We start from the raw sequence: 13,890 nt of genomic DNA on the forward strand, positions 1-13,890 counted from the left end.
TTGCGCAGCGCTTCAGCATGTGTATACGCTTCCGGCTACGTTTCAAGCGCGGAGGAGGCGCCTCGATGGGATACCCATGCTCGGTCAACCCCGATCTATGGTTCGGCTATGCCGATGACGACGGCGGCGACGGCGCGGCGAAGGCGCGCGCATACGAGCAGTCGGCCACCGAGGCGCGGCTGCAGTGCCTGCGCCGGTGCCCGGTGGCGCAGCAACGCCGTTGTGCTCGCTACGCCGTCCAGCACCGGGAGGAGTACGGCGTCTGGGCCGGCGTCAAGCTTCCGGGCGGGCAGTACCGCAAGCGCGAACAACTCGCCCGCGCCCACGACACACTGCGCCGCATCGCGGCCGGCGAGATCAGCTCTCGGCAGCTGCCCGAAAACGCTGCGCTTCTCGAGCGGCGTGAGTCTGACTCCGTTGCGGCAACTGCCACCGTGTTTCATCTGCCGACCTCGCTGGGTCCGCAGTCGGCCGCTTGACCGATCGCGTTTGAGCCAGCCGCAAAGCGGCAACAGTTCGGACGAGGTGATCGGCGACATCGGGCCGAACGCTGTGACCGCAGGGGCGCACTGATGAGCTTCGACTTGACACCGACGGCTGCACAGCACGACCTGGCGCAGCGCACCCACGAATTCGCCGAATCGGTGATCCGCCCCGTTGCACTCGACTACGACCAGCGCCAGGAATTTCCGTGGCCGGTGCTGGAGGAAGCGGCCCAGCAGGGTTTCTACAGCCCACTGTTCTACCGCGACCTCATCGGTGATCCGACCGGCCTGTCGTTGCCGATGTTCATGGAGGAGCTGTTCTGGGGTTGCGCCGGAATCGGTTTGGCGATCGTCATGCCGGCGTTGGCGCTATCGGCCATCGGCCAGGCCGCGTCGCCGGAGCAGATGTTGGAGTGGGCCCCCGAGTGCTTCGGAGAGCCCGGTGACCTCAAACTCGCGGCCCTGGCCATCTCCGAACCCGAGGGCGGCAGCGATGTGCGCAATCTGCGGACCACGGCCCGGCGCGACGGCAGCGACTGGATCATCGACGGCCACAAGATGTGGATCGGTAACGGCGGTATCGCCAATGTGCATGTGGTCAACGCGGTTGTCGACGAAGAACTCGGCCACCGCGGTCAAGCGCTGTTCGTAGTCCCGGGCGGCACACCCGGGCTGGAGTTGGTGCGCAAACTCGACAAGCTGGGGTGCCGCGCGTCGCACACCGCAGAACTACGCTTCGACGGAGTCCGCATCCCGGAAGCCAATCTGCTTGGCGGGCAAGACAAACTCGAGCACAAGCTCGCCAAGGCGCGCGAAGCCGCCGCCGGCGGCAAGCGTTCGAGCTCGGCGACATTGGGCACCTTCGAGCAGACCCGCCCGATGGTGGCTGCCCAGGCGATCGGAATTGCGCGTGCGGCGCTGGAATACGCCACCACCTACGCCACCCAGCGCGAGGCGTTCGGCGGGCCGATCATCGACAACCAGGGCATCGCGTTCCCGCTGGCCGAAATCGCCACCCAGATCGATGCCGCTCGACTGCTGACCTGGCGGGCCTCGTGGATGGCGGCCAACGGGATCGCGTTCAACCGCGGCGAAGGCTCGATGTCGAAGATGGCGGCCAGCGAAACCGCCGTTCGAGCTACCGAACGGGCCATTCAGACGATGGGTGGCTGGGGATACATCACCGACCACCCGGTGGAAAAGTGGTACCGAGATGCCAAGCTGTACACCATCTTTGAGGGCACCAGTGAAATCCAGCGGATCGTCATCTCGCAGGCATTGGGCGCATCGGAAGGAGCGCTGCCGCTGCATTTCGAGATCGAGCCGTCCGGCGGTCCGCTGAACCGCATGTTCGGCCGCGGCACTCCGCTGCGCTCACGTGCGGCCAGCGCCGCACTATCAGTGCAGGACCGAATCCCCGAACCAGTGAAGCGCATCGCGATGAAAGCGCTCCGGCCGCCGCGCTAGCGAGCGCCGGTCAGCATTCCCACACCGTGCACAATTGCGGATTCATCGCGGCGAACACACCCTCGTCGCTGGTATCCGTCCAAGCCACGCTCGGTGTGCCGGTCGACCACACCGTCAACTCGGTCACCGAACTGCCGACACTGGTCAGATACACATGCGCGCTGGTCTGCTGTGCCGGGACGTCGACGGTAGCCGCTATCTGACTGCAACCGCCGCGTTGGCTGCTCGGGCAGTGCGAACGCGGAGTTGTCACCGTCACCTGTGCACCCGGCGCGGTCGAATCGCAGTTGTCCAACGTGTTTCGCAACGAATTGAACAACGCATCAGCGGTTTGCCCCATTCGCCAGGTGTCGCCGGGGTAGTGAACGATCTGCTGCTGCAACGACCATGTGCTTTGGCCCCGGTCCACGCCGGCGCGTCCGGCATCGATACCAGTGGCATCCACCAATCGGTGTTCGGGCGCATCGACCCGGCACAGCTGCTCGATCCGAAAGGCATTGTCGGTCGGTGGTTCTGCGATATCCGGCAAGTTTGGCCAGTGCTGGGTGTCGTCCAGCGGCAGCCGGGCGGTGCTGATCCACGCTGCAGCGGGCACTGCGGTCGCCGCTGCACTCACCGCCGACTCGGCGACCGCACCGACGATCAGGCACAGCGTCAGAGCTGCGGCGCACCGAAAGCTCTTCGGCCCCACCTCAATAGCCCTGAGGATCTGCGTCAGGGTTGGCCTGCGGCACCAGCGCAGCCAGATTCATCCCGTCCCTTTCGACGCCGTAGCGCCCCATGACGTAGTTCATCGACGCGGCGATATTGGCGACAGGATCATAGATATTGTTCGACGTTCCCGGCTGATGGTATTGCGCGAACGTGGCGGGGATACATTGCGCCAGGCCTCGCGAGCAGCCGTTCCCGTAGCCGTCGGAGACACCATGGGTTGAATTCGGCGGTTTTGAGTTGATATCCCAGTCGTTGACCGCGTTCGGGTCATAGCTCGACTCGCGGAGGGTCATGGTCGTATACCCGTCCATCCAGCGCTGTCGCGCAGCGAGATCGGTGATGCCGAGCTTGTCGAGCGCCTCGTCGATGTAGCCGCGGGTGGCCTCGGCCCCGCCCGCGGCGTTGCCCTGGTCGTAGTCCACGTGACCCACCGGAATCGGCGCCGGGTGATTAGCGGGCGAGGCAGGCACCGACAGCGGCGGTGGCGGGGTATCGGCGTGCTTGCCGTCGATCTCATGCGCGGCGTTGTCCAGACCGCCGCCCAACTGCTCGTCGGCATGCTCATACTGTTCGGCCGCCGACCGCAACTTCTCCGCCAGTTGAGAAAAGTCGCTGCTCACCTGTTTACATGCCTCGTCGATCGCCGTCCCTGCCTGTTGGCACACAGCGCCGCTTTGAAAGCCGCGCATAGCGCCGACCAGCTCGCTCAGCGCGGGACCCAAACCCATTCCGGACAGGTCGCCGCCGACGTTCGCCAGCACAGATCCGGTTGATCTGAGAACCGCTGGATCGACACGCAAGCTCTGCGCCATTCGAGAAATCCTATGGCATCTCAACGCCCTGTTCCGACACCAAAGGACAATCCCTCACCTGCACACCGCGGGGCCGTGTTCATCCGCGGGTAGTGTCGAGGTATCGGCCCGTATCGCCAACGCACGAACGTTGAACGATGAGTAATCTCGATCCCGCACCCGTTGAAGTCGCCTGTGCCGCTACACAAGTCGCTGGTGTGGAGGTGCTGCACCCGCGCGAGGTGCCGTTGGGCGGGCCGCGAGCCATCGGGGTCCGGCGCACGATCCCGCAGCGGCAGCGCTCGCTGATCGGCGCCTGGTGCTTCGCTGACCACTACGGACCGCACGATCTGCGCCACTCGTCCGGTATGGATGTGCCGCCGCACCCGCATACCGGTCTGCAAACCGTCAGTTGGTTGTTCAGCGGCGAAATCGAACACCGCGACAGCGCCGGCATGCTGGCACGGGTGCGGCCGGGCGAACTGAACCTGATGACGGCCGGCGCGGGCATCTGCCACTCCGAGGTCTCGGTCGACGCCGATACGGCTCCGATTCTGCATGGTGCGCAACTGTGGGTGGCCCTGCCCGACTCCGATCGCGACACCGCCCGCGATTTCGTCCACTATGTTCCCGAAGCCGTCGCACTGCCCGGCGGCACCGCGCGGGTTTTTCTCGGCGCACTGGCGGGAAGCCGCTCACCGGTGCACACGTTCACCCCGCTACTGGGCGCCCAGATCGACCTCGACGCCGGCGCCGCGGTGTTGCTCGACGTCGACTCGGCCTTCGAGCACGGCGTGCTGTGCGACCACGGCGTTCTCCACCTGGCTGGGATCGCGCTGAACGTCGCCGATCTGGGCTATCAAGGCCCGGCTCGCTCGTCGCTGCAGCTGCGCAACGCCGGTGACCGACCGGCCCGCGCGCTGGTGTTGGGCGGCACGCCGTTCACCGAGCAACTGGTGATGTGGTGGAACTTCGTCGGTCGCAGCCACCAGGAAATCGTCGAGTATCGCCGGCTGTGGGAAGCAGGCGATCAGCGTTTCGGCGCCGTCGGGGGCTACCAGGGATCTCCCGCACGCCTGCCCGCGCCTCCGCTTCCGAACGCCACGCTCCGGCCGCGCCCGCTGCCGGACAGAAAGGAGCACCATGACCACTGATAAGACCGGCGCCCAAACCACGGTCAGCGCCGCAGACGGCAAGTACAGCATCGCCGTCGACGGCCAGACCGTCGGGCATACCGCCGTCGCCGACCGGGACAACCAGCGCGTTTTCTACCACACCGAAATCGACGACGAGTTCGGCGGCCGCGGCCTGGCGACCATCCTGGTGCGTGAAGCGCTCGAAGCCACGCGCGCCGACGGCAAACACGTCGTCCCGGTGTGCGACATGGTGGCCGGCGTGCTCAAAAAGCATTCCGAATTCGCCGACATCGCCGACCCGGTCACGCCCGAAATCGTGCGGTGGGCGGAGACTCTCCCGACGGGCTAACCGGCTCGTCGAGCGAAAAAACCGGAACCAGCGTTGTCTGCGCCGCCTTAGGATTACCGGGTGCCTGCACGCCGTCACGGGGTGAGACTATGTTGCTCTACCGGCGGCCGGTCTGACCAGGCCAGCAGGCGAAAGGGGCAGTCGATGGTGCGGCGTATCGCCGTAGTAGTGGCGGCGTTGGCACTAGGGCTGCTGACGGCGCCGCCGGCCGTGGCGATCGCACCTCCGGCAATCGATCCGGGCGCCATGCCGCCGGACGAGACCGGGCCGGACCTGCCGATGGAACAGCGCCGAATCTGCTCGGCGCCGACGTCATTCCCGGATGCGAAATTCGCCGACGCGCCGTGGGCCAACGACTACCTGCACGTCGCCGAGGCGCAGAAATTCGCCACCGGCGCCGGGGTGACGGTCGCGGTGATCGACACCGGGGTCAACGCCTCACCGCGAGTGCCCGCCGAGCCCGGTGGAGATTTCGTCGACGCCGGCGGCAACGGGCTGTCCGACTGCGACTCCCACGGGACATTGACCGCCTCGATCGTGGCCGGACGACCGGCCCCCACCGACGGTTTCGTCGGCGTGGCACCCGAGGCGCGGCTCATCTCGCTGCGACAGACGTCAGAAGCTTTCCAGCCCAAGGGCGCCCAGGTCGACCCCAACGATCCCAACACCACCCGGACGGCCGGATCGATCCGCAGCCTGGCCCGCGCGGTGGTGCATGCCGCCAATCTCGGCGCCAACGTCATCAACGTCAGCGAGGCCGCCTGCGTCAAGGTGACCCGGCCGATCGATGAGTCGATGCTGGGTGCGGCCGTGAACTATGCGGTCAACGTCAAAAACGCGGTGATCGTCGTCGCCGCGGGCAACACCGGCCAGGACTGCACCCAGAACCCGCCGCCGGACCCGTCGGTGCCCAATGATCCGCGTGGCTGGAAGCAGGTCCAGACCATCGTCACGCCGGCGTGGTATGACCCGTTGGTCTTGACGGTCGGCAGCATCGGTGAGACCGGGATACCGAGCAACTTTTCGATGCACGGGCCATGGCTGGGCGCGGCGGCGCCGGGGGAGAATATCGTCGCGCTCGGCTATGACGGCGCGCCGGTCAATGCGCTGCAAGGCCAAGACGGCCCGATCCCGATCACCGGCACGTCGTTTTCCGCGGCGTACGTCTCCGGGGTGGCGGCGCTGTTGCGGCAGCGGTTTCCCGACCTGACGCCGGCGCAGATCATCAACCGGATCACCGCCACCGCACGACACCCCGGCGGCGGAGCCGACGACACGGTGGGCGCGGGTGTCATCGATCCCGTCGCCGCGCTGACCTGGGATGTTCCGGTCGGCGCTAAGAAGGCTCCGTACAACGTGAAGCAACTGCCGCCGCCGGTGTACATCCCGCCGCCGGACCGTGGCCCGATCACCATCGTGGTCGTGGGGGCAGCGGCCCTGGCGTTGATCATGGGGCTCGGTGCGCTGACCCGACGAGCGTTGAGGCGCCGATGAGCAGCGCAGTGTCTTTGCGATTCACCAGCGGCCATGCACTGGTAGCAGCGGCGCTGGCGCCGGCATGCATTGCGGCATTCATGAGCCTGGGCTACCTGTGGGCCGGAATAACGCTGGCGGTGCTGGTGGTGCTGGCGTCGGTGGTCACCATCCGCGGCAGGCGCATAACCGGCTGGGTAGCGGCGCTGAACTCGTGGCGGCGCCGGCACCGCAGCGCTCCCGATCCGCCCTCGGAGCCCGCCGTGGGCGCCACGGTGATGCCCGGAGATCACGTGGCGGTGCGGTGGCAGGGCGACCATTTGGTTTCGGTCATCGAGCTGATCCCGCGGCCATTCACGCCCACGGTCATCCTCAACGGGGAGGCCCAAACCGACGACGTGGTGGACACCGAATTGGTGGAACAGTTGGTGGCGGCGCACTGCCCCGATTTGGATGCCGACGTCGTCTCAGCGGGATATCGAGTGGGTAAGACGGCTCCGGCCAACGTGGTGGGCCTCTACCAACAGGTGATCGGCCCCTATCCGGCTCCGGCAAACCGCCGGACGTGGATTGTGCTGCGTGCCGACCCTGAGACGACTCGCAGATCCGCGCAGCGCCGGGCAACCGGTCTGGCAGGCCTGGCGCGGTATCTGGTGGCATCGACAACGCGAATCGCCGATCAACTGGCCAGCCATGGCATCGATGCCCGGTGCGCACGCAGCTTCGACAGTTTCGATCAGGCCACCGAGATCAGCTTCGAACGCGAGACGTGGTCGGCGATCAAAGGGCGCAGCGCGTTCACCGCGGCTTACACCGCTCCCGGCGGTCCCGACGTGTGGTGGTCGGCACGCGCCGACCACACCATCACCCGGGTCCGGTTGATTCCCGGCATGGCGCCGCAGTCGACCGTTTTGTTGACCACGTTGGCCAATCCCAAGACACCGCGCGGATTTTCGTGTCTGTTCGGTGGACAACGCGCCGCAATCCAGGGTCAGACGCCGGTCAGCGACAAGCACTACCAATTGCCGATCGGGTCGGCGGGTGTTCTGGTCGGCGAGACGACTGAGCGTTACCCCGTTTACATGCCGTTCGACGACATCGACGTGAGCATCAACCTGGGCGATGCGCGACTGTTCACCCAATTCGTGGTGCGCTCGGCGGCGGCCGGGGCGGTCGTCACGCTCGAACCGCGGTTTCGGGAGTTCGCCGGCTACGTCAACGCACGCATCGGCTCGGTGAACAAGGTGGCGTGGCCGAACGCGACGACCTACCTTGGCCCGCAGCGGGGTTTGAGCAGGATCATTCTTCGGCACAACTTCATCGGCACACCGCGCCACCGTCAATTGCCGATCCGGTTGATTCACCCGCGCGAGGAAAGTCGCTTCCAGACGGCGCTGGAGAACTAGCTACCGGGCTTGCGGGGCGGCGCATTCCGAGGAGGAAGTATGGGAGAAGAACTCAGAGTCGATACGAATGACCTGCGGGGCAAGGCGAACGACATCAACGGGATCGAGTGGGCCAACCCATCAGGTCAGCCGCCGATCACGCCGCCATCCACGCTGAAAACCTCCCTGGACGCGACCGCCAATCTCGTGCGCAGCGCACAGTCTTTGTGGGAGTACCAGAACTGGGGTGTCACCGAAGGGAAGCGGCTGGCGGAGTCGCTCTATCACGTGGCGAAGGCCTACGACGAAACGGATTTGCGGGCTACCAGCGAGATCAACGCGGGCAAGCCGATATCAAGCGGCGCGGTCAAGCCCGACGACTGCTCGATCCCGGCGCCGCCACATCCCACCGCACCGGGGATGCCGACCAAAGCGGGTCACGCCCACGGTGACCCGGAAGAAATAGAGAACGAGTTGGCAAACGGCGATCAGGGAGCCGCGCTTCGCGCGGTGGCCGGCCATTGGCGCACTATCGCGAGCAATCTCCAGACAGCAGCCCAGCATTTCCACGTCAAGATCCGCGACTGGGAGGGCGCCGCCGCCGAGGAGGCATATGGACGTTTCAACGAATTCGGCGGGTGGTTAAGTGGCCTCGCCGGTTCCTGGCAGGAACTCGCCGCTGAAGCCGACAAGATCGCCGACGCCCACACCACAGCACGTGCGGCGCACACCCCGATAGCCGAGCAGTGGAAGCAGCTCAAAAAGCAAATGGAGTCGTCGGAGACGACCGACGAGCAGAAGGGTGAAATCGCCAAGCAGCTGCTCAAGCTGTACGCGGCGTCCGAACACGTACGTGGGCAGTACGAGTCGGCCGCCACCATCGATAAGGTCTCACCGCCCGAACCTCGCGACGGGGCCCTTCCAGCCACACCCGTCTACACGAACGGCGACCCACGCCGGCGGGCGGTACCGGCCGGAGACGACGAGGCACAACAGCCCGGCACGGGCGGCGCTGGCCCCGGGGGCGGCGGCGGCACGCCCGGCGGTGGCGCACCGGGTGGTGCACCGTCGCCGATGGGTCAGCCGGTCACCCCGCAGCAACCGGCAGCCGCACGAACCGGAGGTACGCCCGGCGGTATGCCCGGCGGCGGCCAAGGTGGCGGCCAAGGTGGCGGGAAACCCGGCGGCATGCCGGGCGGCCTGCCCGGGGGGATGCCAGGCGGTATGCCGGCCGCGGCGAAGGCCACGCCGCACCTGCCCAAGGGGCCCGCAGTCAAACCCGCTGCACATGGCGGCGGCGGGGCAGGCGGTGGTGGCGGCGCACCACGCTCGCCGCTGCAGCCGGCGGTAGGCGCCAACGCAGTCGCGCCGGCGAATGCCGCCGAAGCGGGGCCGGGAGCGCAAGCAGGCCAAGGCATGCCTGGCGGCGCCATGGGGGGCGGCATGGGGGGTATGCCGATGGGGGGTCACGGTCAGGGCCAAGGTAAGGAACGACGCCGGGCGCCGGGGCTTTCTCCCGACGAGGAGCTCTACAAGGAGGATCGGTCCTGGACCGAGGGGGTCATCGGTGCCCGTCGTCGCAAAGACGTGCCGGATGCCAAAGAGGGCAAGGAGTCGAAATGACCTCGGACATGCACCCGCACGTGGCAGCGGTATTGAAGCAGGCGCAGCGACTACAGTCCGCGCTGGACGAGCAGCTGCACAAGATGGAGACCGAAAAGTTCACGGCCACAGACGAATCCGAGACCGTCGAAGTGACTCTCAACGGACATCATTGGCTCACCGATGTGTTCATCAAGGCCGGGTCGCTGCGGTTGGGATCGAAAACAGTCGAGCAGCGGGTCAACGAAGCGCTGCAAAACGCGACCACGCAAGCCGTCGCGTCGATCGAAGCTGATCGGGAGCGTCTTGATGCGGTACTGGTCGACATCACCGATGAGCTGAGCGACACGTCCGAAAACTGACCGGCGAGGCCGCCTCTGGTGCGCTTAGGGCGCGGCGGATCCGGCCAGCGCCTCGGCCATCAGGATGCTCAGCTGTTGCCAGTACAGCCAGTCGGCGACCGCCGAGCGCTGCTCGACTGCGTGCACGGCGGTGTGAGCGTGATACAGCGCCAGCTCCTGGGCATGGGCGGCGTAGGTGACGAACGCCTGCAAATGGTGCGCCCCACGATCGGGATCGCTGCTCATGAGGTGCTTCATCACTTCGAACCACAGCGTGCCGCGCTGGTCGGCCGGCGGATTGGTGTCCACCGGGGCCGGCGGCAACATGTCGATCAATCCCAGGTCGCTGACCCCGGCCAGTTGCGCCGCCTGCCCGGGCGCCACCACCTCTAACCTCGACCGGCCGGTCATCTTGCCGCTGGCAGGGATGTCTTCGTCACGCAGCACCTCCCGGTAGACGCCGGGATCGAACTCGCGGAATTGCGCCTCGGTGGCGATCACCGCCCGCATCGTGGTGTCGTGGGCGGCCGCCCAGCCCTGGATGGCCAGCATCGGGTAGGTGGCCCAGCGGGCCCGCTCGGCGGCCGGGACGGTGGCATCGACCGAGACCAGCTGAACACCGTCGGGCAGCGCCACCGGCTCGGGGATGTAGCCCATTCCGTAGCTGTTGGCGACGACGATCTGGCCGTCGTTGGTGACAGCGGTGATCCAGAAGAACTGGAAATCGCCTTTGTTGAGCAAATCGGGGGCGTTGAGTGCTGCACCGAGGCGGCGGGCTGCCCGTAAAGCGTCGCCGCCACCACGGCGGTTCATGGCATCAGCGACTGCGTCCTTTTGCGCCCGCGCCGACGACACCGGGATCGGCGCTGGCGCGGCGTCGGCGTGTGACGAGGTCATCGATCCACCGATACCGCCCTGGGAGGAACCGCCGGTGGCGGAGGCCGGATGTACACCGGGGCCGCCCGGCGTGCCGGGTGCGCCCGGGGTGCCGCCACCTGGTGACACCGGTGCTGCCGGCGGCGGAGTCGCCGGCGGCAGTAATGGCATGGGCGCCGAGCCGCTGCCCCCTGAACCCGACGACATTGAGGGCATGCTGACTCCCCCGCCGCCACCACCGGCGAAGCCGCCACCGCCGCTGCTGTCGATGGCGTGGCCGCGTGGAGCCGACACCGCGCCCCCGGTGTGCTCGACCGGTGCCGACGGTGCCACGGATGGCGCACCGGCAGCGGCAGCGGCCGACGCCGCGGCGGCAGCTGTAGACGCCGCGCCAGCGGAGGCGGGCAACACCGCCGGCGATGCGGATCCTGCTGCCGCAGCCGCCGCGATGCCTGCGTCGGGATTGCCCGCCGCCGGTTGAGTCGGCTGGCCGCCCGAACCCGCCTGCGACGGTGAGGTATCGCCCATGCCCTGCGGCGTAGCAGCTGGCGTCGTGGGCGCCGCACTTTGCCCGCCTCCAGAACCAGACGACCCCATCCACTGCGAACCACCGGTCGGGCTGGAGGACGTGCCGCCGGCGCTCGGAGCGGACGGGATCGAGGGTCGCGGCGCAGATGCTGCGGCCGAGATGCCGGGCCCTGCTGGGCCGGGCGCGCCGGGATTGGGCCCGGCACCGCCTGCGGGGAGATTGGAGGGAGCGCTTGTATTTCCCGCCGGCTGCACAGGCGCAACTCCAGGCGGTGGACCAGCAAAGGCGCCGCTAGCGGGCCCGCTTGTATGCACTGCGGCTTGCACGGGTGTCGCGCCTGGTGGCGGGCCCGCTAAGGCGCTGGTAGCCGGTCCGCCTGTATTCGCAGCAGGTTCCATAGGTGCGTCATCCGCCAGCGCCTCGCCGTCTGGTCTGCCGACGTCAGAAATTTTGGGCGGCGTTTCCGGCATCTCCAACGAGAGGCCCAGTTTGGAACCTGCACTGGACACCGTTTCCGAATTCTCATTCCAGGCCGCGGTAATCTCGTTTTCGATCTTTGTGTCACGATCCTGGTCGTTATCGGCAAGGCGGCCGATCGCGTCTTGATGATGATGCACAGTCTGGACGATCTGGTCTTTGGCATCGCGCACCGCGTGGTACGCATCCTGATACCACTTCGCGGCGGCGTCAATTTTACTCCGCATATCCTGCATCAAGTTAAGTCGCCGCTGCAAAACATTGTCGGCCGCACTTGCTGCGCCACCCGACCAAACACCATCATGAAAAATCATGTGATGCTCACGCGCCCAATTCTCGATCACCTGACCAAGCTGGGAACTGGCACGGGAGAATTCATCGCCGCGAGCCTGCAGCTGATCTTCGTCAGCCTCTGGCCACAACCCATCAGTCATCTGCGTAGCGTAATCGCCCGACGGCGGAGCAATCGTCATTATCTAGCCTCCAACCGCCAAGCAGGCTTGGTTGATTATCTCCTTCGTGAAATTAGCTGCAGCGGACAAATAGCTATCAGACGGGCCGTACGTCGATAGCGCTTTGACATACGCGCGGATATACGCTGCGCTCAGAAATGCAAAGTCTTGGACTATCGGATTGCCGGTGCGTTGGCCTTCTTGTTGAATATTGTTGGCGAAGGTCGACATCACCGGCTTCACCGCGTCGATCACAGCACGTTGCTCGGGCGTCCACTGGGTCGCAGGGATCCGGGAATCAAGTTCTGTCCAAGGCTGGATATCTGTACCGTATTGCTTCGCCAATGACGTCCAGTCGTTGCAGATGGGATCGCGTGCCATGAGGAACTTTTGCGGCTGAGCCGGATCATCGATCGCAGCGGGATGCGACGGCATTGGCGCCTCTGGGACCGATGGCCCCCACGTACTTGCCGACCCTTGTGAAATGGCGGTACAGACTGCGTACATCGCTGATGATGCCTGCAGAGCCACCAGCGCTAATTGATTGTCCGAAGCAGTATAGGTAGGGATCCTGTCAGCATAGGCTCGCGCGTAAGCGATGAACTGTTCGTAGATCTCGCGAACCACCCGGTGCGGCGTCTGTTTGGCCAAAGCCACGAACTGGTCTGCGGTATTGCGCATCGTGGATCCCATGGCATCGTATTGGACGCGCTGCTCTGGGCTCCAGTCCGTCGCCGGTATTGACGGATCGCGGTCATTCCAACCATTTTCTCCCTGATTGGCAAAACCGTAATTGATGGGTACGAATTTGTCGCAGGTCGGTTCATCGGTAATAACGGCGACTGGGCCGGTATCGTTCGCGCTGGCGATCCCCGCTGCCGGGCGCGAATTGCCTCCATTAGCCGGTCCTTCGTCTGAACCGTGGCGGGTGAAAGCCAACGTCACCGCCACAGCGACTGCGATGACTGCGACGAGAGTGACTACGCCCAACGCCCACTTCAGGGCGTTGCTCTTCTTTGGCGGGCCAGGCGGCGGCCAACCTGGATACTGGCCGGGCGGCGGCCCATATGGCGGGCCCTGTGCGGGCTGCCCGGATGCTTGCCAGGGCGGCTGGCCAGATCCGGGCGGTGGGGATTGCCACGGGCCCTGCGGCGGCACACTCAATACACATACCTCCGGGTCACGTCTGTTCACGGTTCACGATTCAGGCCGCCAAGCTGAGCGCCTGACGCTACTCTGCGCACCGTCGCCTACAAGGTTAGGCGACAAACCGAGCGGTCTGGCGCACCAAAAACTATTACGTGCGCACGTCACGAACTCCGGCAAGCGCCGTCTACGGTCGGGCGGATGTACTAACGCTGCCTGGTGCAGCGGCTATGCAGCACAGCCGCGCCCGCCTCCAGCATCAGGCGTAGCACTTGAGCAGATCCCGGCTGGAAATCATGTTGTGCTCACGCGCCCAATTCTCGATCGCTTTCGCGAGTCGCGAACCGGCCCGTGAGAAAACATTCGCAGCGTGCTTGCAGTTAGCCCTCATCGACCTCCGGCCAGAGTCAATCAATCATCTGCACAGCGCAATCGCCGGACGGTGGAGCAACCGCCATTATCTAACCTCCAACCGCCAAGCAGGCCTGGTTAACCAATTCCTTTGTCACATTCGCTGTAGCTGACAAGTAGCTATTGGAAGGAACATAGGTCGACAGTCCTTGAACGTAAGCACGCATGTACACGGCGCTCAGAAATGCGAAGTCTTGCACGATCGAGTTGCTGCTGCGTCGACCAAGCCGTTCGATGTTGTCGGCTGTTCATGGCC

The 13,890-nt window shown here is 65.8% G+C and carries 14 protein-coding genes; 9 read left to right on the top strand and 5 right to left on the bottom strand.

All coding sequences use genetic code 11. The features are described 5' to 3' along the window. Positions 1-65 precede the first annotated feature (65 nt). The gene (locus tag AC5Y49_RS23130) at positions 66-479 is read left to right on the top strand and encodes a WhiB family transcriptional regulator (RefSeq protein WP_499891679.1); all 414 of its coding nucleotides are present in this window, start codon (positions 66-68) and stop codon (positions 477-479) included. 93 nt (positions 480-572) lie between these two features. Then, positions 573-1,952 (top strand): acyl-CoA dehydrogenase family protein, encoded by a 1,380-nt coding sequence (locus tag AC5Y49_RS23135; RefSeq protein ID WP_499891681.1) that lies wholly within the window; start codon positions 573-575, stop codon positions 1,950-1,952. A 10-nt stretch (positions 1,953-1,962) separates the two neighbouring features. Here the strand turns inward: AC5Y49_RS23135 and AC5Y49_RS23140 are convergent, their stop codons facing one another. Together AC5Y49_RS23140 and AC5Y49_RS23145 are read right to left on the bottom strand one after the other, a co-directional pair. Then, positions 1,963-2,643 carry a hypothetical protein gene (locus AC5Y49_RS23140; RefSeq protein ID WP_499891682.1) on the bottom strand — a complete coding sequence of 227 codons (681 nt, stop codon included), beginning with the start codon at positions 2,641-2,643 and terminating at the stop codon, positions 1,963-1,965. Between the two features lies 1 nt (position 2,644). Then, on the bottom strand, positions 2,645-3,478 hold the full coding sequence (locus tag AC5Y49_RS23145) for a type VII secretion target (RefSeq protein ID WP_499891684.1): 834 nt from the start codon (positions 3,476-3,478) through the stop codon (positions 2,645-2,647). Between the two features lie 137 nt (positions 3,479-3,615). On the opposite strand from AC5Y49_RS23145, the gene AC5Y49_RS23150 reads away from it, so the two are divergent. From AC5Y49_RS23150 to AC5Y49_RS23175, 6 genes are all read left to right on the top strand, one after another. Next, positions 3,616-4,611, top strand: a complete 996-nt coding sequence (locus AC5Y49_RS23150; protein ID WP_499891686.1) for a pirin family protein — start codon at positions 3,616-3,618, stop codon at positions 4,609-4,611. Continuing rightward, positions 4,601-4,942: a GNAT family N-acetyltransferase gene (locus AC5Y49_RS23155; protein ID WP_499891687.1), complete on the top strand. Its 342-nt coding sequence runs from the start codon at positions 4,601-4,603 to the stop codon at positions 4,940-4,942. Before AC5Y49_RS23150 ends, AC5Y49_RS23155 begins: the two co-directional genes overlap by 11 nt. A gap of 144 nt (positions 4,943-5,086) precedes the next feature. Beyond that, entirely contained in the window at positions 5,087-6,436 is a 1,350-nt protein-coding gene (mycP, locus tag AC5Y49_RS23160) for a type VII secretion-associated serine protease mycosin (RefSeq protein ID WP_499891690.1), read from the top strand. After that, complete coding sequence (gene eccE, locus AC5Y49_RS23165) at positions 6,433-7,821, top strand: type VII secretion protein EccE (RefSeq protein ID WP_499891694.1); 1,389 nt, start codon at positions 6,433-6,435, stop codon at positions 7,819-7,821. Before mycP ends, eccE begins: the two co-directional genes overlap by 4 nt. A gap of 39 nt (positions 7,822-7,860) precedes the next feature. Next, a complete protein-coding gene (locus AC5Y49_RS23170; protein WP_499891697.1) occupies positions 7,861-9,423 on the top strand; it encodes a PPE domain-containing protein in 1,563 nt (520 codons plus the stop codon). Then, the gene (locus tag AC5Y49_RS23175; protein WP_499891699.1) at positions 9,420-9,764 is read left to right on the top strand and encodes a YbaB/EbfC family nucleoid-associated protein; all 345 of its coding nucleotides are present in this window, start codon (positions 9,420-9,422) and stop codon (positions 9,762-9,764) included. The genes AC5Y49_RS23170 and AC5Y49_RS23175 overlap by 4 nt, the downstream gene beginning before the upstream one ends. Before the next feature lie 24 nt (positions 9,765-9,788). Here AC5Y49_RS23175 and AC5Y49_RS23180 read toward each other — a convergent pair whose 3' ends face one another. Further along, the gene (locus AC5Y49_RS23180) at positions 9,789-10,556 is read right to left on the bottom strand and encodes an EspK C-terminal domain-containing protein (RefSeq protein ID WP_499891702.1); all 768 of its coding nucleotides are present in this window, start codon (positions 10,554-10,556) and stop codon (positions 9,789-9,791) included. On the opposite strand from AC5Y49_RS23180, the gene AC5Y49_RS23185 reads away from it, so the two are divergent. After that, positions 10,555-11,100, top strand: coding sequence for a hypothetical protein (locus AC5Y49_RS23185; RefSeq protein ID WP_499891704.1), 546 nt, complete (start codon positions 10,555-10,557; stop codon positions 11,098-11,100). The genes AC5Y49_RS23180 and AC5Y49_RS23185 overlap by 2 nt on opposite strands. 1,001 nt (positions 11,101-12,101) lie before the next feature. Here AC5Y49_RS23185 and AC5Y49_RS23190 read toward each other — a convergent pair. Together AC5Y49_RS23190 and AC5Y49_RS23195 are read right to left on the bottom strand one after the other, a co-directional pair. After that, complete coding sequence (locus tag AC5Y49_RS23190) at positions 12,102-13,028, bottom strand: ESX-1 system-associated protein (RefSeq protein WP_499891706.1); 927 nt, start codon at positions 13,026-13,028, stop codon at positions 12,102-12,104. A 656-nt stretch (positions 13,029-13,684) separates the two neighbouring features. After that, complete coding sequence (locus AC5Y49_RS23195; RefSeq protein ID WP_499891719.1) at positions 13,685-13,870, bottom strand: ESX-1 system-associated protein; 186 nt, start codon at positions 13,868-13,870, stop codon at positions 13,685-13,687. Positions 13,871-13,890 lie beyond the last annotated feature (20 nt).

Source organism: Mycobacterium sp. NGS62, assembly GCF_059812285.1.